The following is a 25,683-nucleotide window of genomic DNA, read 5'->3' on the forward strand; positions in this document are numbered from 1 at the left end:
CAGGAGGAAATCATCATGGCCGTCGATACATCCCCCCGCACCACAACCTGGACCTATGTCGATGGAGAATGGCTCACCGGTAACCCGCCGCTGATCGGCCCGACATCGCACGCCATGTGGCTGGGCTCGACCGTGTTCGACGGCGCCCGCTGGTTCGACGGTATCGCGCCCGATCTCGACCTCCACTGCCAGCGCGTCAACCGCTCCGCGCTCGCCATGGGCCTGAAGCCGCTCAAGTCCGCTGAGGAAATCGAAGCGCTCGCCTGGGAAGGCGTGGAGAAGTTCGACGGCAAGACGCCGATCTACATCAAGCCGATGTATTGGGGTGAACACGGCTCGGCGGGAAGTGTCGTCGCCGTCGATGCAGAATCGACCTGTTTCGCGCTTTGCCTGTTCGAAGCGCCGCTGGGCGGCCATGGCGGCGTGACGTTGACTGTCTCGCCCTTCCGCCGCCCGTCGCCGGAAACCGCCATGACCGACGCCAAGGCCGGCTCGCTTTATCCGAACAGCGGCCGCATGATCGTGGAAGCGAAGAAGCGCGGCTTCGACAATGCGCTGGTGCGCGACATGAACGGTAATGTCGTCGAGACTGCCTCGTCCAACGTTTTCATGGTGAAAGACGGCATCATCTACACGCCGGTCGCCAACCGCACCTTCCTCGCTGGCATCACCCGCGCCCGTGTCATGGGCCTGTTGCGCCAGGCAGGGTTTGACGTGCGGGAGGAGACGCTCTCGGTTGAGCAATTCATGGCAGCCGACGAGATCTTTACCACCGGCAACTATTCCAAGGTGGTTTCGGTCAACCGTCTCGACGACCGCGAATTCCAGCAGGGTCCGATCGCCCGCAAGGCGCTGGAACTTTACATGGACTGGGCTTACGGGCGCAGCGCCAGCGAAGAGTGAAACCCTTCTCTTAGATAGGGAAGGGTAATGTGCCGCGCGAAACGTTGGAAGCGCTCGCGCGCTCCGGAGTCGATTTCATCTGCGGTCGGACATAGTTAAATTGGGCGGTGTGAAGATAGCATTTGTGGTAAAATGAGGTGGGCCGGCAAAGCTATTGAGGAGGCCGCCATGAAAATATCTCTTCCCCCTTCTGTCTATCTCTTCGACTATTACAGGCTGTTTTTGCAGCTCTGTGTTATCGCCGCCACCGGGTTCGTCATCTATTCAATGTTGTTCGGGTTCACTTGGTGACGTCAGGAGCGATTGAAGCCGCCGGTTCCTACGGGACCGTCGGGGACGCTTTGTTTCAGAGGAGGTCGGCGATGAGTCTGAGCTTTCCGAACCGCAGCCGCAGTTATGATGCCTCGGCGCGTCGTATCCGGTTTAGCGGATACGACGGCATGTTTGAGGTTCCGTTTCTCGTCGAAGCGGATGTCTTTCCGGACGCCAATACCGAAGCAGGTTACCTTGCCGCCTTCGACGCCGAACGCGACGCGATCCAGAAGGTCGCCAAAAGGGCCTATGGCTATGGTAGCCGACGCCTATACATCCTGACCGCGAATGATTTCCGCTAACGAATTTCTTTCGGCTCTTTCTTCGGGCTGACCCACCAGCAATAGATCGCGCCGATCGCCAGCAGCACGCAGGTGCCGAGAAACACGGCGCGCATGCCGATATGGCCGCCGACGAAGCCGCCCAAAACAGGGCCGACCACCTGACCGACATACTGCGAGGAGATCGAGAGGCCAAGAATGCTGCCGGCCGCCGCGTCCGGAACATTGTGGCGGATGACGGCGGTGATGCAAGGCAGCAGCCCGCCAAGCGCGATGCCCATCAGAAAGCGCAGCGCAATCAATTGCCAGGCTGAGGTCACGAAAGCCTGCGGGATCAACAGCAGTGCCGCGACCGCGAGAGCTGCCATGATCACAGTCCAATGGCCGATGCGATCTGCAAGCTTGCCGAGCCATGAGGCGGACAGGATACTGCCAAGTGCGGCCGCAGCCATGACCACGCCCGAAATCATCGTGACGTGAGCGCCCTCGACGAACTGGGCGACATAGACGGTAATGATCGGCTCGATCGACATATTGGCGAGCATCAGCAGCAGGCCGATCGACAACATGGCGATGGCTGGCCGTTTGTCTGATATGGAAGCCCAGCCGCCACTTGCCTTCGCTGCCTTCTTTCGCGCTGGCGATTTCTCTTCCCGGATCAGGAAGGTGGTCGCGAGAAAGGTGAAAAAGATCACGCCGCCCGCCAGCAGGAAGGTGCCGCGAATGCCGATGATGGGTGGCAGGGCGCCGCCGATCAGCGGTCCGACCAGATTGCCGGCCATGATCCCGGAAGACAATACGCCGAGCGCCCAGGCCGAGCGATTTTTCGGCGTCTGGGTCGCCACCAGCACCATCGATCCGGAGGCGTAGCCGCCAGCCAACCCGGTAAACAGGCGCAGCGCCACCAACTGCCAGACGCTGCCCGCCATTCCCATCAGAGAGATCGCCACCGTCATGCCGAGGCTCGCGCGCACCAACATCAGCTTGCGGCCATAGATATCGCCGAGCCGACCCCAGAGAGGCGCGACGAAGGCGGCGGCAAAGAAGGTGGCGCCATAGGCGATGCCGGACCATTGCACGATCGCCGCCTTGTCGGTGACGCCAAGCTCCTCGACATAGAGCGGCAGGAAGGGAAGCAGCAGTGTCATCGCCACGATGGTGGTAAAGGAGCCGATGAGGCAGATGATCAGATTCCGCATCCAATAAGCGGTTTCCGGCTCGGCCGGCGCGGCCGCTTCCCATCGTGTCTCAGCAGTCATTTCTTGGCCTTTGCATTCAACGCATAAAATAATTCCCGGCGGCCGGCCGCGAGGATATGCCCGGCAAGCAGGTCGCCGCGGCTGAAGAGATCGGAACGACCGAGCCGGTACTTCCCCGCAAGGCGGAGCAATTTTTCCAATATTTGACGAGCCTCCGACATGGCGACGGCTTCCTGTTGATGTCGATTATGACGATAGTCTGGACCACGCCGCTGGCTATGCCAAGTCCGCAAAGCGCCTTGTCGGTTCTGTCATCTCATGATATAAAACTGATTGCATTTTGCAATCGGATTGCTGGCGACCAACTCGATATCCGAAACGGCCGCCAGAGAGAGGAGATGCGCCATGAGCACTCTTGATAATGCCCGTTGCGACACGGTGCGGCGGCTCTATGCCGCCTATGTCGCCCAACATCCCGATGTCGTCCGCCCGATGCTGACAAGCGATTTTACCTTTTCCAGCCCGCGCGACGATCACATCGACCGCGACCAATATTTTAAACATTGCTGGCCGAAGGAGAAGGTCTTCCGCGCCATTCATATCGAACATCTCGTGCCGGACCGCGACGAGGTGATCGTCGGTTATCGCGCCGAAAAGATGGACGGAGGCAGCTTTCGCAATGTGGAGATGATCCGCTTTACCGGCGACAGGATCGCAGAGGTGAACGTCTACTTTGGACGCGATGTCTAGGAAATAGCGGGCCAGCTCAAAAAGCCGGCCCTTCACTCAGCTTACGCTCTCGCCCGAGATGGCGCATGACCGCGATGGATCGTCCAGGCTTGCAGGAGGCTGCCGGCGGCAAACAGGATCAGCCAGATGAGCAAAGCCATCTGCACTGGCGGCGAATCCGGACCGTTGCCGATCGGATGCGACGGCGGCAGCCGGGAGAGTGTTTCGTTGATGCCGGGAACCCAGAGCAGGAAATAGGTGAAGGACAGGCCGAACGCCTTCAGATAAGCTCGCAGCCGACCGAGAAAGCTCACTCTTCCCACCAAAATTGCTACTGATGCCACCAGCAGAGCCATGATGCCGAGCGCGTGCCCCGGATTGAACCCGCCTGTGGATGAGAGTCCGAAGGAGGTCACCACCGACAGCGCCAATCCACCGAGATAGATCTGTCCCGACCGCATCTCAGGCTTGATGCCGCCATGCCTGGCAAAGCTGTAGAGCCCTGCAACGATCGGTACGAAGCTGATGACGGTATGAAGTTCGCCGAGCAAGGAAAGAGGAGCGGACATGGTAGATTTCCTTTTTGTATATCGACTAGTAGGTAGTTTTTAGAGGCAAGCTACGGACGCTTTTATAAGCTTCGCCCTCAGATGACCGAATGCTTAACCTACTAGTTGGTAGGCTGTCAATGGCTGTTCACCCGATGTTGAACCGCAAGTTCGGACGCTGTCATGTTTAGCTTACGGCAATTCCCGTCATAGCCGCCTCCAGTGCTACGGTCGGACCGGTCATAGGCCGCGCATATTCGTTACCCAACAGTGCCGCCGCACCGGTCATAGATGCCTGCGCGAAGACCACCGTCTTCGCCCCTTCACGATAGGCCGCGGCCGCTGCATCGGCGATCCCTGTCAGATAAGCGTCCTGTTCACCGGCCCGGAATAGCGCCCATGCGCCCTTGATCAGGCGGAGATCAATCTCAGCGCCTGTCGTTCTCGCTGCCTCTTCGAAGAGGCGGGTGGTTGGAGCGATGGTCGTCTCGGTGGTGCAGAGGACCGCGACTTTGCCGCCGGATTTCACCGCATTTTCCGCGAGCGCGCCATCGGCTCTGACAATGGGCACCGTCGACGTGTTTGCCGCTAGCAGTGCCGCAGGGCCGAGGGTAGAGCAGTTGAGCACGACGGCATCAGCGTCCTGTGCAAGCTGCTGCAGGACCGCAGCCGTTTCCGCCTCGATCTCAGGCGTCAGTCCGCCCGCCCGTTCGGCGGCAAAGAGAAGATCGGCGCGGACATGGTGTCGAAGAGCGCCGGCCGGTAGGCCAAGTTCCTTTGCCGCCTCGTCGTAGATGGCGATGTTGCTTTCGGCGGTGTGCAGGCAGGCGATGAGCATGGGCAATCTTTGAAAATCGAGTGATATGACGGGAAATCCTAACGGCTCCGCTTGCGCTTCACCATGGCTTGATTTGATCGCTTTTTTCGCCATCGGCGTTGCCATGCCAGGAGCGGCAAAAATAGCAGCGCAAACAAGGGTAAATTTTCCTCGACCTCATGATTTTTTGGCATGTCGCCGGTTGCCCTTCACACCGTCCCCTCCTATGTTCCCGATCACCTGCCGACGCAATTTTTTGCCAAGAGGAGATAAGACCATGGCTTTCGAATTGCCTGAACTTCCCTATGATTACGAAGCGCTTTCCCCCTTCATGTCGCGTGAAACCCTCGAGTTTCACCACGACAAACACCACAAGGCCTATGTCGACAATGGCAACAAGCTGGCGGCTGAAGCGGGTCTTTCCGATCTCTCTCTCGAAGAGGTCGTGAAGAAGTCCTTCGGCACCAATGCCGGTCTCTTCAACAATGCTGCCCAGCACTACAACCACATCCATTTCTGGAAGTGGATGAAGAAGGGCGGCGGCGGCAACAAGCTTCCGGGCAAGCTCGAAGCAGCCTTCGCTTCCGATCTCGGTGGCTACGACAAGTTCAAGGCCGATTTCGCCGCTGCCGGCGCCACCCAGTTCGGCTCCGGCTGGGCCTGGGTTTCCGTCAAGAACGGCAAGCTCGAAATCTCCAAGACCCCGAACGGCGAAAACCCGCTCGTTCATGGCGCCACGCCGATCCTCGGCGTCGACGTATGGGAACACTCCTACTACATCGACTACCGCAATCTGCGTCCGAAATACCTCGAGGCCTTCATCGACAGCCTGATCAACTGGGACTACGTCCTGGAACGCTACGAAGCCGCCACGAAATAAGCTTTGCCGTCTCGGCTTGCTTTCACACCCGGCGCTGCATAGCGTCGGGTGTTTTCGTATCTGCCGCTGACGAGCGTCTCATTGCTGTCGGCTACTTTCTCAGCGAGGCCGCATGCCGTCTCCCACCGCTCCGCTCTTTCGTTTCGGTGTCGTCGCCGATCCGCAATACGCCGCCTTGGAGCCCAACCTTGCACTTGATCGCTACCCGGCGAAGAGCCTCGCCAAACTGAAAGAGGCGATTGCGGAATTCAACCGGCACGATCTCGCCTTCGTCGTCACTCTCGGTGATATCATCGACGGCCGCTGGGAGAGTTTCGACGCGGTTTTGCCCGTCTACCAGACCTTGCGGCACGCGCGGCATTTTCTGCTCGGCAATCATGACTTTGCCGTCGCGCCGGAGCATTTGACGGAAGTCGCAGCCCGTGTCGGCATGCCGTCTGCCTATTATGACTTCGCTCACGGCGGTTATCGTTTCATCGTGCTTGATGGCAATGAAATCAGCCTTTTCGCCTCGCCGGAGGGCGATCCACGCCGGGCGGAGGCTAAGCTGTTGATGAAGGCTTTGCATGAGGCCGGCGCGCCGAATTCGCAGCGCTGGAATGCCGCCATCAGCGATACGCAACATGCCTGGCTCACCGCCAAACTACTCAAGGCGAAAGCCGCAGGCGAGAAGGTGGTCATCATGAACCACTACCCGATTTTCCCGGAAAATTCGCATAACGCGCTCGACAGCGACCGTATGCTGGCGCTGCTCGCCGAACATGATCATGTCGTCGCCTACCTCAGCGGCCATAATCATGAAGGCAATTTCGGCTTTGTCGACGGCACCTATTTCATCAATTTCAAAGGCATGGTCGATACCGAGGACAGTAATGCCTATGCGATCGTCTCGGTTTACGAGGACCGGCTGGAAATTGAAGGATTCGGACGTGAGGAGAACAGGGTGTTGGCACTACAGGGCGCCTAAATGACCTTCGGCACCTTTGAACCTGTAGGGAACGATCCGCACCGATAGAAGTTTAGGAACCGAAGCTGCTTTGAGGCGGAGCCGATGTTTCCGACATTGCAAATTCTGACAATCTTAGTCGTCGCAGTCGCCATGGCGCTGGCATTGGCGCATTTGCTGGAATTGCCGGGCAAGATGCGGCTGTCCAAGGAAGACTATCTGACGGTTCAGCGCATTTATTATCCGGGCTTTACGATCGGCGGTGTTACCGAGCCGATCGGTGCTCTTTTGCTTCTGCTTCTCCTGTTCCTGACGCCAGCCAACACGTTGGCCTTCTGGCTGTTCGCCGCCGCCTTTGCCGCGATGGTCGTCATGCACGCCGTCTTTTGGTTGCTGACGCAGCCGGTCAACAATTTCTGGCTCAAGGATGCCGAGCTGAAAGGGCTGGGGGCCGGTTTCTTCTCCCACGATCCATTTGGCGGCCATCGGCTCGAAACGACCACCAAACCGGACTGGACCATGCTGCGCGACCGCTGGGAATGGTCGCATGCCGCGCGCGCTGCCTTGGGATTGCTCGCTTTTATTCTGTTGGTGACCGCGGTTGCCCTCTAGCGCCTGTCCCTATTCCGCTGCCATCCGCATCTCCGCCGTAGCATATGCGATAATGAAGGGCGCCGTCGCCAGCGCATCGAAGTTTCTGGCGGCATGGTCGTCTAAGACCCGACCGCACCTCAGCATCTCTGAACACCTCAGCCGGCTGCGGCTGAGGTGTTGATCTGCCACCCATTCACCCAGGTCTGTCGCAATCCATCGCCTTCGCCCTTAAACCACAGTCCGGTCGCCTCGCAGCCTTCGATCCGGTCGCTGCGGAAATTGCGGATGGCCTGGCGCAGCTCGCACCAGGCGACGATATTGGCGGTTTCGGAATAATAGATGAGGGCGATGGGACGGATGGTGCGCTCGGTGGCGCGGCCCAATTCGTCGCGGTAGGAGAGATCGAGTTTCTCCTCGTCGCGAATGGCGCGGCGCACCAGCGCGAGGTCGATGGCAGCGGCCGAGGGGGCAGCAAAGCCCCAGGCATGCAACGCATTGGCATCGAGTGTCTGACGCAGCGGCGGCGGCACCGCGCCTGCGATCTTGGCGCTGACGCGCTTGGCCGCGAGCTTGAGCTCATTGTCTCCGGTGCGCTCCAAGAGCGCCAGCGACAGTACGATCGCCTCCATCTCCTCGATCGAAAACATCAGCGGCGGCAGGTCGAAGCCGGGGCGCAAGATATAGCCGATGCCGCGCCCGCCCTCGATTGGAACGCGCATAGCCTGCAGCGCCACGATATCGCGATAGACGGAGCGCACCGTCACCTCCAGCCGCTCGGCAATGACAGCCGCCGTCACCGGCTTTTTCGCCAGCCGCAGGATCTGGATGATCTCGAACAGACGCGATGCCTTGCGCATTTCACCCTCGCGATTTGAAGGCTCCTGACAACACCCTGTCAGTTGGGTTGATCTATAAAACTTCCTATTAGCTTGAAAATCAACAGGTTCCTCTGCGGCGCACTCGCAGGAAACAATGGGCAACTGACATGGACTACAGCGAAAATCTCTGGCTCTTCTTTCTCCTCCTCTTCGGCATCATTATCGTGCCGGGCATGGATATGCTCTTCGTACTCGCCAATGCGCTGACCGGCGGACGCAACAGAGGATTGGCCGCCACCGGCGGCATCATGCTCGGCGGCGTGGTGCATTCGCTGAACGGCGCGCTTGGCGTCGGCCTACTGATGCATTTCGTACCGATCCTCTTCAATCCGCTGCTCGTTGCCGGCGCCGCCTACATGGCCTTTATCGGCATCACGTTGATGCGCAGCTCGATCACGGTCGGCCACGACGGACCAGCCGGCAGCCGCTCCACCTGGCGGGCCTTTCGTCAGGGAGCGGTGACCTGCATGATGAATCCCAAGGCCTACCTCTTCGTGTTCGCCGTCTATCCGCAGTTTCTGAAACCGGATTACGGCCCGATCTGGGTACAAGCGACCATCATGGGGCTGATGACCATTGTCACGCAGTTTGCCGTCTATGGCGGGCTCGCGGTCACCGCCGGACGCAGCCGTGATCTGCTGGTCGCCAATCCCCAGGCGACCGCCTTTGCCGGCCGCGTCGCCGGCCTGCTCCTTTTCGCAGTTTCCGTCTTCACCGTCTGGGAGGGATGGAGGGCGACGTGATTTCCGGCGCGAAATCTGGTATATGTCTGAAATATGACGCTGATTTTGCTCAGCTCTCACCACTTTGTGACTTCATTGCCGGCGCGGAAACCGGCAAACATGTGGGCCGTGACAACGCGCCGGCCGCATTTGCGGTCCTGATCACGTAGGAGAGATGTATGAAATGGAAAGCAATTGTGGCTGCGACGGTTTTAGCCGGCGTCGCCTTTGGTTCCGTCGTTGCGGCCGATGGCACGCATGATTCCCGTATAGCCGTGATGAAGAAGGTCGGCGGTGCTGCCGGCGCTCTCGGCGCCATCGCCAAGGGCGACAAGCCCTACGACGCCGAGGTCGTCAAGGCCGCGCTGATGACGATCGCCGAGAACGCCAAGGCTTTCCCTGACCATTTTGGCCCGAACAGCGACAAGACCGATGCCGAGGTCAATCCGAAGATCTGGGATAACTTCAGTGACTTCAAGGCCAAGGCTAACAAGCTCTCCAGCAACGCCGAGACCGCGCTTGCCCAGCTCCCGGCCGATCAGGCTGGCGTCGGTGCCACGCTGAAGACCTTGGGCGGCGATTGCGGCGCCTGTCATCAGGCCTACCGCATCAAGAAGGACTGAGCGGTAGGTCGGCATAGCCCGAAATCAATTCAAGCATCCGCATCGGCTTTGCTGCCGATGCGGATTTTAGTATTTTTCGGTGCACGCTGAATGCGGGGGAGTGCGAGGCATGGTTGCGCGATTTGTCCGGTGGCTGCTCTGTCTGATCGGCGTTGTCATCTTCGGCTTCGGCGCTTTCTATGTCGTCACCGCGCCGTCGCCCTTGCCGGCCAGCCATTGGGCGAATTTGGGCGATCCCGATATCAAGAATGGCGAACAGGTGTTCTGGGCAGGCGGCTGTACGAGCTGTCATGCCGCGCCGGGTGCGCAGGGCGATGCCAAACTGGTTCTGTCGGGTGGGCTGGCGCTGAAGAGTCCCTTCGGCACGTTTCATGTCCCCAATATCTCACCGGATGAAAAGGCCGGCCTTGGCAGTTGGACGCTTGCGGAGTTCGGCAACGCCATGAAGCGCGGCGTCGGGAAAAACGGCGAACATCTCTATCCGGCTTTCCCCTATGGCTCCTATACGCGCATGAGCGACAAGGACATCAACGACCTCTGGGGTTTCTTGAAGACACTACCGAAGAGCAACAACGTCGCGCCGCCGCATGAACTGCCGTTCCCCTTCAACATCAGGCTGCCGCTCGGCGGCTGGAAGTTCCTCTATTTCAACGATCAGCCCCGCGTTGTCATCGCCAATGCCGACGACAAGATCAAGCGCGGCCAATATCTGGTAGAAGGCTCCGGCCATTGTGGCGAGTGCCACACACCGCGCGATGGGCTTGGCGGCTTTCTGAGGGACCAGTGGCTCGCCGGCGCCCCGAACCCGGAAGGCAAGGGCCGCATCCCCGACATCACCCCCGGTTCGAAATCCATGGGCGGCTGGAGCGCCGGCGATATCGCCAACTACCTGGAGACCGGCTTCACCCCCGATTTCGATAGTGTCGGCGGCTCGATGGCCGAAGTCCAGCAAAACATCGCCCGCCTGCCGGCCTCGGACCGCGAGGCGATCGCCGCCTATCTGAAGGCGGTGCCGGCGCGGTGAGACTTGCCGTCCGAACTGAAGAGACGGGAGAGTAGTGTAGACGCTGCCAATCAGCCCGCATCTGCAAACGCGTTCAATTCCTTTGCTGGTGAGGTAAGTGCCAGTTCGACGTCACGGCGGTCAACCGTGATAAGTTCTATTTCCGTGATCTGTATTGAAGTGGCAATCCTGTTGGCCTGCATCATGATCACCCGCTCGAACAGATTTCTAGCTTCGCGACCGTTTGCGAATGAAGCAGGCTTTGAATTGCTGCGAGCCTGAAATGCCTCAAGTATCAGCGCTTTAGCATCGGCGCTGATTTCGTAGTGATCTTTTCGGGCCGCGCGCAGAAATATTTCGAGCATTTCCTCGGCAGTATAGTCGGAAAACTCGATAACTCTTGGAAACCGTGATCTGAGACCCGGATTTGCATCCAAAAACTCGGCCATCTTGTCGGTGTATCCCGCGACAATCACAACAAGATCATCGCGTCTGTCCTCCATCAATTTTAAGATCGTCTCGATAGCTTCCTGCCCATAATCATTTTCGGAGCGACTCTTAAGGGCATAGGCTTCATCAATGAACAGAATCCCACCCGTCGCGTTATCGACAACGTTGCGCGCTCTCGCTGCGGTTTGGCCAACAAAACCGGCAACGAGCCCGGACCGGTCAACTTCGACTAGATGACCCTTGGATACCAGCCCAAGATGCCGATAGATTTGCGAAATCAAGCGTGCAACGGTTGTTTTCCCGGTTCCTGGATTGCCGGTGAATACCAAGTGGAACATGACATTTGGCACTGGCAGATTTTTCTCCCGGCGAAGCGATATTATCTTTGCCAGATTGACGAGGCTTTCGATTTCGAGCTTGACGTTTTGGAGGCCTACGAGGGCATTTAGCTCTTGCAGGCATCCTTCCAAATTGTCCGCAGCGCTGGTTCCAATCGATTTATTCGCGGTGCCGTTTGCGGACACATTTGAAGCCGCGTGGATATTAACGTCGGGCTTTGCCTCTAAAGCGGCTCTCTTGGCTTTTAGTTCGGCATCCAAGTCTTGAGCGACATTCCGAAGCGGCCCAGTAAGCTTGGAAAGCTCATCGAGCTCTTGCTGTTTTATCGCGTTGTCTGCAAGGAAAAGCGCGTATGCCATCTTTTCCACCGTCGGAATGACGAGATCGTTGGCTGCAATATAATCGCCGGTTTGGCTAAGCTGCCAATTTGCAGCGATCTGCATCATGCAGGTGAAGATCGAAATGGCCGAGTTATGTAGAAAATCTCGGCTTTTCGCGTTATATAAGAGGTTGTTGTAGTGTGTACTTGAATAAGTTTCGCTAAGAATTGTATTAATTATTGCCGTTTCGGCGTCGCTTATAGTGTATTTTTCCGCAGAGCAAATTAATAGCAAAAATGCGAGTGCAGAAAGCTGCATTGACTTATCGAAGTCTTGCAAGTTGGTATCTTGCGCCAGTGCCGGTGTCTCAAGCCTAAACTGGTTAATTGTGCGGGTAAGTTCGTTCCAAGCCGCTAACGCATCCATTGCAGAGTTCATGATGTTCAGATGACCATGTGAGATGATGTGCAAATACAGGTTTGAAATTACTTTTATAGCAGTGTGGTAGTTGTAAATTTGAGCATTGGACGTGCTGCGTCAATAGCTTACCCCTGATATTGCAATTTTTATCTGATGTCGGGATTCAATTTCTTATCCTTCGCAGTTATGCGCACAACGATCTCAGAGGGCCTCGCGACGGAACGCGAGGGGAAGCCCACCCCGTCAAAAGTGAACCGCTGCTCCAAGACGTATCCTCGGCTGAGATCCAGAGGGCAGGTCTTTTTTCTAGCACATTTTGGTTGAAGTTTATAGCGCAACCAATTTCGGTTGCAGAGCAGAGGCGGGTGATCATGGGCGGAATGGCAGAGCGCAGAATTCCTTATTTCAGCCAGTGGGAGACGCCTGATATGACCACGGCGGTGCTAGCGGAAGGAGCGCGAGCCGCGCTGCTAAAGGACCCGCTTTGGGCAGGTTCGGGGGCGCGGGATGTCGAGGATTATGCCCGCTGGGCCGGCAATCTGTGTGGCATGGCCTGCCTGAAAATGATTCTTGCCGCGCGTACGGGCGAAATCATGCCGACCGTGGATCTGGCCATGGGATGCCGGGACTATGGCGGCTATGTCGAAGAACCGGATGGCAAGATCAAAGGGCTGATCTATGCGCCGTTCGTGCCCTTCGTCAAAGATCGGTTTGGCCTGAACACGAGGGTCGTCACCGGAATTCCCGTCGCAGATATCGGCGATATTCTGACCCAATCCGAATTCTTCATCGCCTCCGTCCACCACTCCATTCGCTGGCCGGACACCGAGCCGCCGTCGAAGGGCGGACACCTTGTCCTTGTGACGGCGGTCAACTCAGACACGATCCGCTTTCACAATCCCTCCGGGCATGAGTCCGCAACGCGTGAAAATGTCGAATTGCCCCTGGCGATATTCGACCGGTTCTTCGCCGGACGAGGGATCGTCATCGATCTCTAAAGACGGAAGATCTCTGGCGATCCCGGCATAGTTTGTCTCATGCAAGCGCCTGCAGATAGCGCATGCCGGTGACCGGGCGCGGCTTGAAATCCATTTGTTCATAGAAGCGGTGTGCCTGGACATTGCCGGTCGAGGCACTGACGGAGAGGTAGCCGCAGCCGGCCTTGCGGGCGATCTCGCGAGCGCGGTCGACGAGATGCTGACCGATGCCATGGCCGCGATGGCCGTCACGCACGAAGAGATGGTGCAGGTCCATGCCGCGCTGGCCTTCTTGCGCCCGGTAGAGCGGCACGAGGATGGCGTAGCCGATCAGCCCGGTTTCACCTTCCGCCACCAGCGCGGTGATCCACGGCACGGGGCCGAAGAGATCTCGTTCGAGCTGTTCCGGCGTCGCGGCGGAGGGATCGCCGTGATGGGCGGCGAGCAGCCGGATCATGTCGTTCAACTCCGGCAAATCGCGCGGATGCGCGCTGCGGATGGTGATGACAGGCGGGCGGAGAAGTGAAATTTCGCTATCGTCCAGCATGAGGTCTTGCGTCCTTTTTCGAATATGCCGTCAGGACGCTGCCGATACAACAAAGCCGCCTGACGGCGGCTTGTTGACAATATGATCTGTCCCGGCCGCCCCTTACAGGTACAGCCAAAAATACGAGCGATTGTGGAGCGCGTGCGTGATCATGGGCGCATAGATGATCTGGAATGGCGGATTTGTCAATGGGGAGAGTTAACGCTCCTTCCCGCAGGCACGATCGGACAAGGCGCGGCGGCAATGCTCCCGGGGGTTCGGCTCGTTGGCATTAAGATCGTACGCGTCAGTCTATCGCACCCCGCGCATCGCTAAGGGTGGGTTTTCTTCCAGTGGGAATTATAGTATACCCCCCTATATTATAGATGAGGCCGACATGTCCCATACTGTCCGTGAGCAAGCCAAGCTTCTTTCCCGCGTCCGCCGCCTCAAGGGGCAGATGGAGGCGGTGGAGCGGGCGTTGGAGGCTGAGCGGCCCTGCGGGGAGGTCTTGCAGCTTCTCGCGTCCATCCGCGGCGCCCTGACAGGACTGACCGGCGAGATATTGGAAGATCATTTGCGGGAGCACGTGCTCGAAGCCGAAAGCGAGCCGGCCCGCCGTCAGGCGGTCGATGAAATATCCGATGTGCTGAAGACCTATCTGCGCTGATCAGAGTCTTTGGGATATCCAACGGGAGACTGATGTCATGAGTACTTCTTCGGATGCGTTGACGCATAGCCATGTGTTTCTGGGCTCCGCTCACCGTCGCAACGAGCGCCGCGTCTGGCTGGTCATTGCGCTGACGACAGTGATGATGGTGGTCGAAATCGCCGCCGGGACGTTGTACGGCTCGATGGCGCTGGTTGCCGATGGCTGGCACATGTCGACGCATGCCAGCGCCATGCTGATTTCGGCACTGGCCTATCTCTATGCCCGTCGCCATGCCCATAATTCTCGCTTCACCTTCGGCACCGGAAAGCTCGGCGATCTCGCCGGCTTCGCCAGCGCCATCATCCTCGCGATGATCGCGCTCTTGATGGCTTGGGAAAGCCTGCTGCGACTGCAGAATCCAGTGGCGATCAATTTTCGCGAGGCGATCGCCATTGCCGTTGTCGGCCTCCTCGTCAATCTCGTCAGCGCCTGGCTGCTGCGCGACGACCACGACCACCATCATGGGCACTCCCATGCGCATGGACATGATCATCATCACCACCATGATCATGACCATCATCACGGTCATAATCACGGCAAGGACAACAATCTGCGCTCGGCCTATGTCCACGTCATTGCCGACGCCATGACCTCGGTTTTGGCCATCATCGCCCTTCTGCTCGGCAGCCGTTTCGGCTGGACCTTTCTCGATCCCTTGATGGGCATCGTCGGCGGCCTGGTGATCCTGCAGTGGTCCTTGAGCCTAGCGCGTGCCTCGGGTTCAATTCTGCTCGACTTCATTCCGCAGGGCGAGAACCTGCCGGATGAGATCCGGGTGCTCATTGAAACGGGCGATGACCGCATTACCGATCTGCATGTCTGGCAGGTCGGACCCGGCCACCATGCGGCGATCGTCGCTGTTGTAACGCCGGAGCCGCGCGATCCTGCCTTCTACAAGGCACGGCTGGCCGATATTCACGAACTGTCGCATGTCACCGTTGAAGTCGTGGTCAAAAAAGCAGCATAAGCCCTGAGGGAAACTGGCCCTGTCAGAGGGTTGCCATATTCCTCGCTTAGCTCAGAATTCGGCTGATTCCGCTGGAGGCTTCCGCATGTCCACACCGCTTACCCGCCGCCGCCTTTTGGCAGGCTCGGCGCTGCTTTTCCCCGCCCTGACATTTGGCCCCGAAACCCTCTTTGCGCAGAATGCCAGCGCCAACAAGAGCCCCGACGCGACAGCTCCCGCGCCCGATGCATCCGATACTCAGGAGAATTCCGCGGCACCCGACAGCGGTCAGGACATGGAAGACGACCAGGGTCCCGATAATTCTCAGTTCACGGATGATGCCGACAAGCAGTTGGCGGATCTGGAAAAGAAGACGGGCGGTCGTCTTGGTGTTTCCGTGCTGGATACGGAAACCAATATTTCGCTCGGCTATCGCGAAGCCGAGCGGTTTGCATTGTGCAGCACCTATAAGGCGCTTGCGGTCGGTTTCGTGCTCGCGCGCGTCGATCAGGGCGTAGAGAAGCTCGATCGTCGTGTCACTTATGGCAAGGATGTTGTCGTTACCTATTCGCCGGAGACAGAAAAGCACGCCGGCACCGATGGCATGACGATCGCCGAACTCTGCGGCGCGGCGATCACGCTGAGCGACAACACCGCCGGCAATCTGCTGCTAGACAGCTTCGGTGGTCCGGCGGCGCTGACCGCATGGCTGCGCACGACCGGCGACACCGAAACCCGCCTCGACCGCAAGGAGCCCGACGTCAACCAGGCGATCAAGGACGATCCGCGCGACACGACGACGCCAGATTCCATGCTGGATACGATCGGCCTCCTGACGCTCGGCAATACGCTGTCCGAAACTTCGCGCGACCAGTTGACAAACTGGCTGGCCAACAACACCACCGGCAATGCCCGCCTGCGTGCCGGCTTGCCGAAGGAATGGAAGGTGGGCGACAAGACCGGCACGGGTCAGAACGGCTCCTACGCCGACGTCGCCGTGATCTGGCCTACCGACCGCGGCCCCATCCTCGTCACCACCTATGTCGGCGAGGCAACCGCCCCCGCAAAGGACATCGAGGCCGTCTTCGCCGAAGTCGGAAAGATCATCGCGGGCATGGTAGGGCTAAAATAGTAGCGTCTTGAAATGTGGGCAATAAAATCAAGGCGATACGATCTCGATGTGAATCAGGATCGTATCGCCTTGATGTCGTTTCGAGGAAGCTCAAGCGACGGATAAGGCAGCGGCGCTATCCGTTTCATCGCTGTCGTCGGCCTGATTATCGCCGCCGAGCTGCTTTTTGATTTCAGCGGCGATCTGATCGTTGATTGCCTTCTGCTCATCGGGTGGCAGTTGCTTGAGAGAATCTTCCGTCAGATTGTGTTTTTCCAGATATTGGGCGCGGATTTTTTCCGCAGGGGTCATGTGCGCCCACTTGGTAAATTCGTCCAGAATATCCTGGCTGGACGTATCGCTCGACGAATCCGAACCATTGATGCTGGGAGCCGCGCTGTCGCTCTCATCGGCGTCGGCATCTGATGTCGATGGGGCCGTCTGTCCAGTCTGGCCGAGCCAGAAGCCGGAGGAGATGGAGGAGGGGACGCCGCTGGACGTGATCGAAGGCGCCTGCGTCTGCTGCTGGTCGCTGTCGTCGGGCAGCATGAATGGCGTGCTGTCGTCAGTATCCGTATCCTGCTGGCTCTTGATCGGGCTGCTGAAAATGCTCTGGGTGCTATGATGAACTTTCATCGTCATGTCTCCCTGTGGTTGACGCGACGATGCCTCCGCAAACATGTCCGGGGCTTGTGTGCTAAGGCTCCCTTACGTTCCGCAGAAAGTCTGCAGCACCCGCTCCGCCGGCTGCGGCGGTTCGGCATAGGGCGCGAAGGCCGGCTGGTCCTCATAGGGCTTTGCAAGCACCGTCAGCAGCGCTTCGAACAATGAAAAATCCTCATCCTCGACCGCAGCTTCGATCGCCTGTTCGATTCGATGGTTGCGCGGAATGAATGCGGGGTTCACGCTTCGCATCGCCCGTGCTCGCTCGGCCGGTGCTTGCGGATCGCGGTTCAGCCGTTCGCGCCAGCGTGTCAGCCACGGCTTGGTAGCTTCCGGATCCTTGAAACCGGTGGCAAAGGCCGTTTCGTTGTCCGCGCTATCGGCCAGCGCGCCAAGTCGGCGGAACGTCAACGTGAAATCCGCTTCCTGTTGTTGCATCAGCGTTAGCAGCGCCTGGATCAGATCGAGATCGCCGTCTTCCTCGGCTGCAAGGCCGATCTTGGCGCGCATGCCGGCAAGCCAAGGCGCCTGGAAGCGTTCGCCGTAGGCTTTGAGCACTGCATTTGCCAGGTCGACCGCTGCGTCCAGCGATGGATCGATCAACGACAGTAGGGTTTCACCGAGCCGAGCGATATTCCATTGGCCGATCGCGGGCTGATTGGCATAGGCATAACGGCCCTGGTGATCGATCGAAGAAAAGACCATTGCCGAATTATAACTGTCCATGAAGGCGCAGGGACCATAATCGATCGTCTCGCCGGAGATGGTCATATTGTCGGTATTCATCACGCCATGGATGAAGCCGACATGCAGCCAGCGCGCGATCAAGGCCGCCTGTCGTTCGGAAACGGCCTCCAATAGCGCCAGATAGCGATTTTCTCTGTCCTTGATCTCCGGATAATGTCGGTCGATGACATAATCGGCGAGGATACGCAGGCTGTCCGTATCGCCGCGGGCGGCGAAAAACTGGAATGTGCCGACACGGATATGGCTTGCCGCAACCCGGGTGAAAATCGCACCGGGCAGTACTTTCTCACGATAGACGCGCTCGCCGGTGGTAACCGCCGCCAGCGCCCGTGTCGTCGGAATGCCAAGCGCATGCATGGCTTCGCTGACGATATATTCGCGCAAGACCGGCCCGACCGCTGCCCGGCCGTCACCGCGCCGCGAAAAGAGCGTCGGTCCGGCGCCCTTGAGCTGGATATCGCGGCGTCTGCCGCTACGACTGATGACTTCGCCAAGCAGGATTGCCCGGCCATCCCCGAGCTGCGGCACGAAGCCGCCGAACTGGTGGCCGGCATAGGCCATCGCAATCGGCTCGGAACCCGGCAGGAGCTTATTCCCGGAAAAGATCGCCGCCCCATCCCGTTCCAGTACATCGGCGTCCAACCCGAGATCGCCGGCCAATGCCCTATTGAACTTGACCAGCCGCGGCGCCGCCACCGGCGTCGGCGCCTGGTTCGCAAAAAACTGCGGCGGGAGACGCGCATAGCTATTGTCGAACGGTATCGGCCGCGCTTCGAGCACTGCATTGTCGTGAAGAGATGAGCTCATGCACCTAAGGTAGGGCTGGGGAGGGTACGGTGCAAGGCGCTTGCCCAAAGTAGGAGATTATCCTACTTTATCCCACTGAACGTGAGGAGTTCGCTATGAACGAGAAATTGAGCATCTCGCTTCCCAGTGAGATGGTTGCCGCCATAAAAAGCCGTGTCGACGCCGGAGTTTACGCCTCAACGAGCGAGGTGCTGCGTGCTGCTGTTCGGGTGTGGTTGCGGGAAGAGGAGGAATATCAACAACGGATCGCGGCGATCCGCCACAGGGTCGAGGCATCCTTGGATGATCCGAGATCGAATTTGAGTGGACACGAAGTCAAGCAGCGTCTTGATGCCTTTTTTGACAAACGCCGCTAACCTATGGAGCGATTTACGGTCGAATACCGTCCGGAAGCTGTTGAAAACCTTATCGACATCGCCGCTTACGTGTTGGAGCAAAGCCAGAATATCAAGACGAGCGAAGGATACCTCAATCGCATCTACAGGCGCTGCGAAAAGATTGGCGATGCTCCCTTCGGCGGGGTCGCGCGAGACGATCTGGGACCTGGCATTCGCATGGCCGTTTTTGAACGAAGCGTCGTGATTCTCTATATCGCCGAGGGCGATCGAGTGCGTATCACGAACATAATTGCCGGTGGGCAGGACTACGAAACTCTGTTGCGATCACAACAGTAGATTCGCGATTTTGCAGTCTCGCCACGCTGCTTCTTTTCTCCGTCACCTCAAGCGCTCGCTGCCGTTCGCGGCAGGCAGGCTTCGCAGATTGCCGCAACGTGGCGATGGTCGGTACCGCAGCAGCCGCCGAGCACACGCAACTGCGGCATGCGGCGGGTAAGCTGCCGATAGCGACGGCCGAGATCGGCAGGGTCGCCGTCATCCAGCGTCTCGCTCTCGTCGAGTTCGGCATGGCTCATCATCGAGGCGTTGGCGCGTAGCCCCCAGATGCGTTTGACCCAAGCGCTGGCCTCGTCAAGCGTGTTTTCAAAATGGCTCGGATGGGCGCAATTGATCATGTAGTAGGCGGGTGCGCAGCCGGTTGCAGCATCGGTACTTTCGATCGCTTCTTGTATCGTTCTTCCGGTCGCAAGCCTGCCGTCAGTCTCGACCGTGAACGAGATAGCGCATGGCATGCCTTGCGCCTTCGCGGCGCGAGCAATACCGATCGCCTCATTGATGGTATTGATCGTGAGTGCGGTCACCATGTCGGCCTCCGTGCCGGCGAAGCTCGCGATCTGCGGCGTGTGATAATCCTCGGCTTCCGCCGCATTCATCCTGCCCGCCTTGTAGCCGTCGCCGCGAGGGCCGATGTTTCCGCTAATAGTGATTGGGGCCGCAGGACGCTCATACTCCGCACGCAGCTCGCAAAGCAGCGTCACCGCATCCTCATTCACCGCTTTCAACGCTTGGGCATCATAGCCGAGTTTCTCGCCCCAATCGGCGTTGGCGCGCCATGTGGCGGTTTCAAGCACGAAGCAGGTGCCGCGACGACTGGCGATGTCGAGATAGCGTCGATAGTAATCCTTGATTTTCTCCCGTCCCTCCGGTGTTGCCAGAAGGACAAAGGAAGCGAAATGCGGCAGCTCGACGCCCTCATGAAAGATCAACACCGTTTCCATGCCACCATCTGTCAGGAATATACCGCCTTTCTGTTGCGGCAAATCGTTTCGATATTTGGCCATTGTGATCTCCACCCGTTGATATCCCCAGCCGTTCGTTGGCATCGCAGTGGTGGCGATTTTCTTTTATCGCCGTCTGCTAAAATAGGCGATTTGCGGTATACTATCGATGCGAGCAAGCATTTTCTTTTCTATTCAATGGCTTACGGCCTCAGCCCCGCATTGATCCGGAGGCGCGGCGCGGCGTTTGTGCAACAATACTGTACCGTCGGTACAGGAGGGGATCATGCGAAAGGGTGAGGAAACGCGCAGCCGGCTGCTGGAGGTTGCCGAAGCCGCGGTGCTGGCGAAGGGTTTCGGCGGTACCTCCATCGATGAATTGATCGCCGAAACCGGCATTACCAAGAGCGGCTTCTTCTATCACTTCCGCGACAAGAACGAACTCGCCAAGGCCCTTATCCAGCGCTACATCGAAAACGACAACCGGATTTACGACGAGATTTTCGGGCGTGCCCGTGAGCTGATGGACGATCCGCTGCAATCTTTCCTGCTTGGCCTGAAATTGCTGTCGGAATTGTTGTCCGATCTGCCGAATGGTCATCCAGGATGCCTGGTGGCAGGCTTCTGCTACTACGAACGGCTATTTGATCGCGAGGTTCAGGAGATCAACCGCGAGGCGGCCCTGACATGGCGGCGGAGATTTCGCCGCATGTTCGAGGAGATCATGGTGGTCTACGAGCCCCGCGAGCCGCTGGATGTCGATCAACTCGCCGATATGGTGTCGACCGTGCTCGAAGGCGGCATCGTGCTATCCAAGGCGTTGAAAGAACCGAACAGCCTGGCGGATCAGATCCTGGTCTTCCGCAGCTTCATCAAGATGCTGTTCCGGCCGCGTTTCAGCTAGCCCTCCATCTCCCGCGCCATCTCCGCCAGTTTCCTCACCGTATTGAGGTTCCGCGACGTGCCCGCCTTCAGCGCCGGCAACTTCAGTTTCGAGCGACCGGAGCCATCGGGATAGTGGACATAGATTTCCCTGCCGGCGATATGCACTTCTTCGCCGTCGGGTGCCACCAGCTTGTCCAGGGCATCGTCAGGTGCGGGTTCCGGAAGGAAGTTGACGAGCAGGTAGTTCGGTTTGGCGTGCGGAAAGGGTGAGCCTTCCGCTGCGGCCTCCAATTCCTGGCGGCTGCGCAGCAGTACGCCCGGCGATTTGCCCATTTTCAGCCCCAGCGCCTCTTCCAGATCCTTCTGGACTGTCGCCTCGGCCTTGTCAGAGTGGAAAAGCACATTGCCGCTCTGGATATAGGTCTTCACGTCGGTAAAGCCGATCTCCTCGCAGAGCGCTTTCAAATCCGCCATCGGCAGAGCGCCGGTGCCGCCGACATTGACGGCACGCAGCAAGGCGACATAGACCGGCATGGGCTCCTCCCGAGATTTGCTAGATCTTCCCGGCGACCTTGATGGCAAAGCCGTATTCGAACGCGATTTCCTCCAGGCGCTGGAAGCGGCCCGAGGCACCGCCATGGCCGGCATCCATGTTGGTTTTCAGGAGGATTGGCGCCTCGCCCGTGGTCTTTTCACGCAGCTTGGCCACCCATTTTGCAGGTTCCCAATAGGTGACGCGCGGATCGGTCAGGCCGCCGAGCGCCAGAATTGGCGGGTAAGGCTTCTCACCGACATTGTCATAGGGGCTGTAGGCTGCGATCTGCTCGTACTCTTCCTTGCTGTCGATCGGATTGCCCCATTCCGGCCATTCCGGCGGCGTCAGCGGCAGCGTGTCGTCCAGCATGGTGTTAAGCACATCGACGAAGGGTACGGCAGCGATGATGCCGGCGAATTTCTCCGGCGCCATGTTGGCGATGGCGCCCATCAGCATGCCGCCGGCCGAGCCGCCCTCGGCGATGATCTTCGCGTAGGAGGTGAACTTCTGCTCATTCAAATAGTCGGCCGCAGCAATGAAGTCCTTGAAGGTATTGGTCTTCTTGTCCATCTTGCCGTCTTCGTACCATGCGAAGCCCTTGTCCTTGCCGCCACGGATATGGGCGATGGCATAGACGAAGCCACGGTCGGCAAGCGACAGGCAATTGGTGTTGAAGCCGGCGGGGATGGTGATGCCGTAGGCGCCATAGCCGTAAAGGAGGCAGGGCGCGGATCCGTCGAGCGGCGTATCCTTACGATAGAGCAGGGTCACCGGCACCCGTTCGCCGTCCCAGGCAGGGGCGAAGACGCGACGCGTGACGTAGTCGTCCGGATTGTGGCCTGAGGGAACCTCCTGTGTCTTCAGCAAAGTGCGCTCGCGCGTCACCATGTTGTAGTCATAAAGCTGGCTCGGCGTCGTCATCGAGGAGTAGGAGAAACGGATGACGTCGGTGTCGTATTCGGCGGCGCCCTGCAGGCCGAGCGAATAGGCCTCCTCGTCGAAGGCAATGGCATGTTCTTCGCCGCTGCGCCGGTCACGGACGATGATCCGCGGCAGGCCGTCCTTGCGCTCCAGCCAGATGAGATGGCGGGCATAGGCCATGTGATTGAGGATCAGCGTGCCCGGCTTATGAGCCACGACATCGCGCCAGTTTTCCTTGGCCGGTTTGTCGACCGGCGTTTCCATGATCTTGAAATCCTTGGCATCGCCGTCATTGGTGAGGATGTAGAAGACATCGCCGCCTTCCGCCATTTCATACTCGATGCCGGTGTCGCGCGCGGCCACCAGTCTCGGTTCGGCCGTCAGATCGGAGGTCGGGATGATGCGGTATTCGCTGGTCTCGTGATCGTGGATGTCGATGAAGACGTAGTCATCCAGCAATGAGCCGCCGACGCCCATGAAGAAGCCGGAATCCTCCTCTTCATAAACCAGCCGGTCGTCCGATTGCGGTGTGCCGACAATGTGGTGGAAGATCTTTGAGGGACGATGGTTCTCGTCCTGCAGCGTATAGAAGAAGCTCTTGCCGTCAGGCGCCCAGACACCGCCGCCGCCGGTGTTTTCGATCACGTCGGCAAGGTCTTCGCCGGTTTCCAGATTGCGGACCTTCAGCGTGAAATATTCCGAGCCCTTGTCGTCATAGCCCCAGATGCCATGGCTGTGATCCGTGGAATGATCGATGCCGGAGAGGCGGAAATAGGACTTTCCTTCGTTTTCCTTGTCACCGTTGAGGAGCAGCTTGCGCTCGCCGCCATTGCGCGCCTCGCGGAAATAGTGCGGCTGTTCGCCGCCGGTGACGTAGAGCGTGCCATAGGCATAAGGCCCGTCCTTGACCGGCACGGAGCTGTCATCCTCCTTGATACGGCCCTTCATTTCGGCAAACAACGCCTTCTGCAGCTCTTTCGTATCCGCCATGGCGGCGTTCATATAGGCGTTCTCAGCCTCCAGATGCGCGCGGATTTCCGGATCGAGGATAGACGTGTCCTTGAACATCGCCTGCCAATTGTCGGCGCGCAGCCAGGCGTAATCGTCGCTGCGGCTGATGCCGTGGCGCGTGTCCGTGACCGGTTTTTTCGCAGCGGCGGGCGGGGTGGGGAGGCTCTTGAATGAAGACACGGGCAGGCTTTCTCCGGGATCAATGTCGGATATGAGGTGAGGAAGAGATAGAGGGCGCTTGCGTGAGGTTCAAGCGGCATTTGCCTGCTCAAGCCTCACGTAAGGGGATGATAACAGGCTTTAAATCTAGCTGACGGCGGCAAAAGAACTCGTTCAGAGCTGCCTTGATGTGACCACATTCTTTAACGAAGTCCGCTTATGTTGCGTCGATAATAAGGCGGCTTGAACCGCCTGGTCGAAGAGACGCTTCCCAGCCCGCAGTCAAGCAAGGGATCGGTCTTCATGCTGAAATTCATCGCCATTCTCATGCCGTTGGCCGCCATTGCGACGTCCGCTTTTGCCGTGGACGCGACCATGAAGAAGGAACTGGAGAAGCTCGATCCCTCCGAGCGGATGGAGCAGACCTGCGATGCTGAGGCCATGAAACGGATCGGCACCGAGCAGACCGGCTTCAAGCCCGACAAGGTCATCGCCTACACCTTCAGCGACCCTGATATGGCCCCGGACTCGATGAATGCTCCCGGCGCGGTCTTTCGCAGCAAGGGGGATTGGTATCATCTCTCCTATCAGTGCACGACCGGCCCGCAGCATATTCATGTTCGGGATATGAACTACGCAATCGGCGAGAAGGTGCCGCGCGATAGCTGGCAAAAATATTATCTCTACGATTGATGCCTTCAGCGCCGTCTTTGGCGCTCTAGCCGGTAGAGTTCGGAGAGAACATGCTCCTGCACATCGGCATCCTGATGACAGACGGCGTCCGTCAGGTCGCGTAGCGTTCCCCTCAGCGCATGAAGCTGATCTACCAGATCCATGACCAGATCGACTCCAGGCTCGTTGACGCCCATCGCGTTGATGAGGTCGAGGATCAACTGCCCGCGCGCCAGGTCGGCTTCGCGGAAATGCCGGCCTTCCCCGGTCGTTTCGGGAATGAGCCAACCCTGTTCGATCCAAACGTCCAGCACCGTATTGTCGATCTCGAGGCGCAAACGAAACTCGCTCTCGTTCATGGCTCAGCCTCCCATGGTCTTTCTGGGATCATGCGTCTTGCCGGCCTGCCATTCGGAAACAAAGGCCGCAAGGTCCGCATCCGGCGCATCCGGCAGGACGATCTTCAACGAAACATAGGCGTCGCCGTTTTCCTTGCCAGGCACCGGCGCACCTTTACCCTTCAGCCGCAGAACCTTGCCCGTGTTGGAGTTCGGCTGAAGGGTCACCGTGACCGGCCCGGAAGGCGTGGGCACACGGATTTTGCCGCCAAGCACCGCCTCCGCAAGCGAAATCGGCAATTCAAGTCTGATATCGTTGCCGTCGCGAACGAAGAAACGATGCGGGCGTACATGCACCTCGATCAGCGCATCCCCGGAGGCGCCGCCGCCAAAACCGGGATCGCCCTTGCCGCGCAGGCGCAGCGTCTGCCCGTCGCGGGTTCCCGGCGGTATCTGCACGTCGAGCGCCGGTCCGTCCGGCAGGCTGATCTGCTTTTTCGCGCCGTTGATGGCGTCGAGAAAGTCGACCTCCATGGAGTAGTGGCGATCCTGACCCTGCATTCCCGATTGGCCTCGGCTGCGACGTGAGAAGAAACTGGAAAGTATATCGTCGGCATCGCCGAAATCGGCGAAACCACCCGTGTTGCGATAGGGGCCGCGCTGGCCCTCGCTCGTCGCGTAATCGCGATAATAGCTACGTGGCGGCTGCTCCGCGCCGGTATTGTCGATCTCGCCGCGGTCAAAGCGCGCGCGCTTGTCCTCGTCGCCGAGGATGCCGTAAGCCGCGGAGACTTCCTTGAATTTATCCTCGGCTTGCTTATCGCCGGGGTTCAGATCGGGATGCAGCTTTTTCGCAAGCTTGCGATAGGCGCTTTGAATGTCTTTTTGCGGGGCGTCCCGTTTTACGCCCAGAATATCATAGGGATCACGGCTCATGGATGTTTCCCTTTGGGAGCATAGGAAAAGACGCAGATAGTGATCGGCAGGCGTGGTATCAATCGTATCATAAATGATAGCGCCTCTAGCCGCGACCCGGCAGAATGAACCATTGGCGCATTTGTGATGGGGAACAGGCGGCTTTGCGGGCAAGCCGC

At 58.7% G+C, this 25,683-nt stretch carries 33 protein-coding genes; 20 read left to right on the forward strand and 13 right to left on the reverse strand.

All coding sequences use genetic code 11. The features are described from left to right. Nucleotides 1–15 precede the first annotated feature (15 nt). From QA648_RS03190 to QA648_RS03200, 3 genes are all read left to right on the forward strand, one after another. A complete protein-coding gene (locus QA648_RS03190; RefSeq protein WP_104825023.1) occupies nt 16–903 on the forward strand; it encodes a branched-chain amino acid aminotransferase in 888 nt (295 codons plus the stop codon). Nucleotides 904–1,071: 168 nt separating this feature from the next. Beyond that, complete coding sequence (locus tag QA648_RS03195) at nt 1,072–1,194, forward strand: hypothetical protein (RefSeq protein ID WP_260303411.1); 123 nt, start codon at nt 1,072–1,074, stop codon at nt 1,192–1,194. A gap of 71 nt (nt 1,195–1,265) precedes the next feature. After that, the gene (locus QA648_RS03200) at nt 1,266–1,517 is read left to right on the forward strand and encodes a DUF1488 domain-containing protein (protein ID WP_104822392.1); all 252 of its coding nucleotides are present in this window, start codon (nt 1,266–1,268) and stop codon (nt 1,515–1,517) included. Here the strand turns inward: QA648_RS03200 and QA648_RS03205 are convergent. Next, a complete protein-coding gene (locus tag QA648_RS03205; RefSeq protein ID WP_104822393.1) occupies nt 1,514–2,755 on the reverse strand; it encodes an MFS transporter in 1,242 nt (413 codons plus the stop codon). The two genes, QA648_RS03200 and QA648_RS03205, sit on opposite strands and share 4 nt — an antisense overlap. 56 nt (nt 2,756–2,811) lie before the next feature. On the opposite strand from QA648_RS03205, the gene QA648_RS03210 reads away from it, so the two are divergent. After that, nucleotides 2,812–3,114, forward strand: a complete 303-nt coding sequence (locus tag QA648_RS03210) for a hypothetical protein (protein ID WP_158704426.1) — start codon at nt 2,812–2,814, stop codon at nt 3,112–3,114. Next, entirely contained in the window at nt 3,101–3,445 is a 345-nt protein-coding gene (locus QA648_RS03215) for a nuclear transport factor 2 family protein (RefSeq protein WP_104822394.1), read from the forward strand. The genes QA648_RS03210 and QA648_RS03215 overlap by 14 nt, the downstream gene beginning before the upstream one ends. Before the next feature lie 41 nt (nt 3,446–3,486). Here QA648_RS03215 and QA648_RS03220 read toward each other — a convergent pair whose 3' ends face one another. Next, complete coding sequence (locus QA648_RS03220) at nt 3,487–3,993, reverse strand: hypothetical protein (RefSeq protein ID WP_283049583.1); 507 nt, start codon at nt 3,991–3,993, stop codon at nt 3,487–3,489. Nucleotides 3,994–4,159: 166 nt separating this feature from the next. Further along, nucleotides 4,160–4,810: an aspartate/glutamate racemase family protein gene (locus QA648_RS03225; RefSeq protein ID WP_104825024.1), complete on the reverse strand. Its 651-nt coding sequence runs from the start codon at nt 4,808–4,810 to the stop codon at nt 4,160–4,162. 256 nt (nt 4,811–5,066) lie between these two features. Here QA648_RS03225 and QA648_RS03230 point away from each other — a divergent pair, with 256 nt between their 5' ends. From QA648_RS03230 to QA648_RS03240, 3 genes are all read left to right on the forward strand, one after another. Next, nucleotides 5,067–5,669: a superoxide dismutase gene (locus QA648_RS03230; RefSeq protein ID WP_104822396.1), complete on the forward strand. Its 603-nt coding sequence runs from the start codon at nt 5,067–5,069 to the stop codon at nt 5,667–5,669. 112 nt (nt 5,670–5,781) lie between these two features. Beyond that, nucleotides 5,782–6,636: a metallophosphoesterase gene (locus tag QA648_RS03235; protein ID WP_283049586.1), complete on the forward strand. Its 855-nt coding sequence runs from the start codon at nt 5,782–5,784 to the stop codon at nt 6,634–6,636. Nucleotides 6,637–6,720: 84 nt separating this feature from the next. Beyond that, nucleotides 6,721–7,227, forward strand: a complete 507-nt coding sequence (locus QA648_RS03240; RefSeq protein ID WP_104822398.1) for an anthrone oxygenase family protein — start codon at nt 6,721–6,723, stop codon at nt 7,225–7,227. A gap of 137 nt (nt 7,228–7,364) precedes the next feature. Here the strand turns inward: QA648_RS03240 and QA648_RS03245 are convergent, their stop codons facing one another. Further along, nucleotides 7,365–8,066, reverse strand: coding sequence for a YafY family protein (locus QA648_RS03245; protein WP_104822399.1), 702 nt, complete (start codon nt 8,064–8,066; stop codon nt 7,365–7,367). A 128-nt stretch (nt 8,067–8,194) separates the two neighbouring features. Here QA648_RS03245 and QA648_RS03250 point away from each other — a divergent pair, with 128 nt between their 5' ends. The 4 genes from QA648_RS03250 (at nt 8,195) to QA648_RS03265 (ending at nt 10,456) form a co-directional block, all read left to right on the forward strand. Then, entirely contained in the window at nt 8,195–8,830 is a 636-nt protein-coding gene (locus QA648_RS03250) for a LysE family translocator (protein ID WP_104822400.1), read from the forward strand. After that, a complete protein-coding gene (locus QA648_RS03255; RefSeq protein ID WP_260303412.1) occupies nt 8,827–8,979 on the forward strand; it encodes a hypothetical protein in 153 nt (50 codons plus the stop codon). Before QA648_RS03250 ends, QA648_RS03255 begins: the two co-directional genes overlap by 4 nt. Before the next feature lie 9 nt (nt 8,980–8,988). Beyond that, the gene (locus QA648_RS03260; RefSeq protein WP_104822401.1) at nt 8,989–9,432 is read left to right on the forward strand and encodes a cytochrome c; all 444 of its coding nucleotides are present in this window, start codon (nt 8,989–8,991) and stop codon (nt 9,430–9,432) included. Nucleotides 9,433–9,541: 109 nt separating this feature from the next. Further along, on the forward strand, nt 9,542–10,456 hold the full coding sequence (locus tag QA648_RS03265) for a cytochrome c (RefSeq protein ID WP_283049590.1): 915 nt from the start codon (nt 9,542–9,544) through the stop codon (nt 10,454–10,456). A gap of 50 nt (nt 10,457–10,506) precedes the next feature. Here the strand turns inward: QA648_RS03265 and QA648_RS03270 are convergent, their stop codons facing one another. Continuing rightward, nucleotides 10,507–11,970: an AAA family ATPase gene (locus QA648_RS03270; protein ID WP_283049592.1), complete on the reverse strand. Its 1,464-nt coding sequence runs from the start codon at nt 11,968–11,970 to the stop codon at nt 10,507–10,509. 374 nt (nt 11,971–12,344) lie between these two features. Here QA648_RS03270 and QA648_RS03275 point away from each other — a divergent pair, with 374 nt between their 5' ends. After that, nucleotides 12,345–12,962 carry a C39 family peptidase gene (locus QA648_RS03275; RefSeq protein WP_283051201.1) on the forward strand — a complete coding sequence of 206 codons (618 nt, stop codon included), beginning with the start codon at nt 12,345–12,347 and terminating at the stop codon, nt 12,960–12,962. 37 nt (nt 12,963–12,999) lie between these two features. Here the strand turns inward: QA648_RS03275 and QA648_RS03280 are convergent, their stop codons facing one another. Next, on the reverse strand, nt 13,000–13,488 hold the full coding sequence (locus QA648_RS03280) for a GNAT family N-acetyltransferase (RefSeq protein WP_104822404.1): 489 nt from the start codon (nt 13,486–13,488) through the stop codon (nt 13,000–13,002). Between the two features lie 376 nt (nt 13,489–13,864). On the opposite strand from QA648_RS03280, the gene dmeR reads away from it, so the two are divergent. From dmeR to bla, 3 genes are all read left to right on the forward strand, one after another. Further along, on the forward strand, nt 13,865–14,137 hold the full coding sequence (gene dmeR / locus QA648_RS03285; protein WP_104822405.1) for a Ni(II)/Co(II)-sensing transcriptional repressor DmeR: 273 nt from the start codon (nt 13,865–13,867) through the stop codon (nt 14,135–14,137). A gap of 37 nt (nt 14,138–14,174) precedes the next feature. Beyond that, nucleotides 14,175–15,146, forward strand: coding sequence for a CDF family Co(II)/Ni(II) efflux transporter DmeF (gene dmeF, locus QA648_RS03290; protein ID WP_104822406.1), 972 nt, complete (start codon nt 14,175–14,177; stop codon nt 15,144–15,146). 85 nt (nt 15,147–15,231) lie between these two features. Beyond that, nucleotides 15,232–16,257: a class A beta-lactamase gene (bla, locus tag QA648_RS03295; protein WP_283049595.1), complete on the forward strand. Its 1,026-nt coding sequence runs from the start codon at nt 15,232–15,234 to the stop codon at nt 16,255–16,257. Nucleotides 16,258–16,347: 90 nt separating this feature from the next. Here the strand turns inward: bla and QA648_RS03300 are convergent, their stop codons facing one another. Further along, entirely contained in the window at nt 16,348–16,872 is a 525-nt protein-coding gene (locus QA648_RS03300) for a hypothetical protein (protein WP_283049596.1), read from the reverse strand. Nucleotides 16,873–16,944: 72 nt separating this feature from the next. Then, entirely contained in the window at nt 16,945–18,453 is a 1,509-nt protein-coding gene (locus QA648_RS03305) for a protein adenylyltransferase SelO (RefSeq protein ID WP_283049598.1), read from the reverse strand. Between the two features lie 95 nt (nt 18,454–18,548). Here QA648_RS03305 and QA648_RS03310 point away from each other — a divergent pair, with 95 nt between their 5' ends. Both QA648_RS03310 and QA648_RS03315 read left to right on the forward strand, forming a co-directional pair. Continuing rightward, complete coding sequence (locus QA648_RS03310) at nt 18,549–18,809, forward strand: ribbon-helix-helix domain-containing protein (RefSeq protein WP_104822410.1); 261 nt, start codon at nt 18,549–18,551, stop codon at nt 18,807–18,809. Between the two features lie 3 nt (nt 18,810–18,812). Then, nucleotides 18,813–19,127 carry a type II toxin-antitoxin system RelE/ParE family toxin gene (locus QA648_RS03315; protein ID WP_283049599.1) on the forward strand — a complete coding sequence of 105 codons (315 nt, stop codon included), beginning with the start codon at nt 18,813–18,815 and terminating at the stop codon, nt 19,125–19,127. Nucleotides 19,128–19,174: 47 nt separating this feature from the next. On the opposite strand, the gene QA648_RS03320 is transcribed toward QA648_RS03315, so the two are convergent. Then, nucleotides 19,175–20,131, reverse strand: a complete 957-nt coding sequence (locus QA648_RS03320) for a homocysteine S-methyltransferase family protein (protein WP_283049601.1) — start codon at nt 20,129–20,131, stop codon at nt 19,175–19,177. 223 nt (nt 20,132–20,354) lie between these two features. Between QA648_RS03320 and QA648_RS03325 the strand changes: the two genes are divergently transcribed. Next, entirely contained in the window at nt 20,355–20,972 is a 618-nt protein-coding gene (locus tag QA648_RS03325; protein WP_104822413.1) for a TetR/AcrR family transcriptional regulator, read from the forward strand. Here the strand turns inward: QA648_RS03325 and QA648_RS03330 are convergent. Both QA648_RS03330 and QA648_RS03335 read right to left on the reverse strand, forming a co-directional pair. Next, nucleotides 20,969–21,487 carry a DUF1697 domain-containing protein gene (locus tag QA648_RS03330; RefSeq protein ID WP_283049603.1) on the reverse strand — a complete coding sequence of 173 codons (519 nt, stop codon included), beginning with the start codon at nt 21,485–21,487 and terminating at the stop codon, nt 20,969–20,971. The genes QA648_RS03325 and QA648_RS03330 overlap by 4 nt on opposite strands. Nucleotides 21,488–21,506: 19 nt before the next feature. After that, the gene (locus tag QA648_RS03335; protein WP_283049605.1) at nt 21,507–23,600 is read right to left on the reverse strand and encodes a S9 family peptidase; all 2,094 of its coding nucleotides are present in this window, start codon (nt 23,598–23,600) and stop codon (nt 21,507–21,509) included. 282 nt (nt 23,601–23,882) lie between these two features. On the opposite strand from QA648_RS03335, the gene QA648_RS03340 reads away from it, so the two are divergent. Next, nucleotides 23,883–24,272 (forward strand): DUF930 domain-containing protein, encoded by a 390-nt coding sequence (locus QA648_RS03340; RefSeq protein WP_283049607.1) that lies wholly within the window; start codon nt 23,883–23,885, stop codon nt 24,270–24,272. 5 nt (nt 24,273–24,277) lie between these two features. On the opposite strand, the gene QA648_RS03345 is transcribed toward QA648_RS03340, so the two are convergent. Both QA648_RS03345 and QA648_RS03350 read right to left on the reverse strand, forming a co-directional pair. Beyond that, a complete protein-coding gene (locus QA648_RS03345) occupies nt 24,278–24,610 on the reverse strand; it encodes a chaperone modulator CbpM (protein WP_283049609.1) in 333 nt (110 codons plus the stop codon). A 3-nt stretch (nt 24,611–24,613) separates the two neighbouring features. After that, nucleotides 24,614–25,525 carry a DnaJ C-terminal domain-containing protein gene (locus QA648_RS03350; protein WP_104822417.1) on the reverse strand — a complete coding sequence of 304 codons (912 nt, stop codon included), beginning with the start codon at nt 25,523–25,525 and terminating at the stop codon, nt 24,614–24,616. Nucleotides 25,526–25,683: the final 158 nt, after the last annotated feature.

Source organism: Rhizobium sp. CB3171 (assembly GCF_029714265.1).
Taxonomy (GTDB): domain Bacteria; phylum Pseudomonadota; class Alphaproteobacteria; order Rhizobiales; family Rhizobiaceae; genus Rhizobium.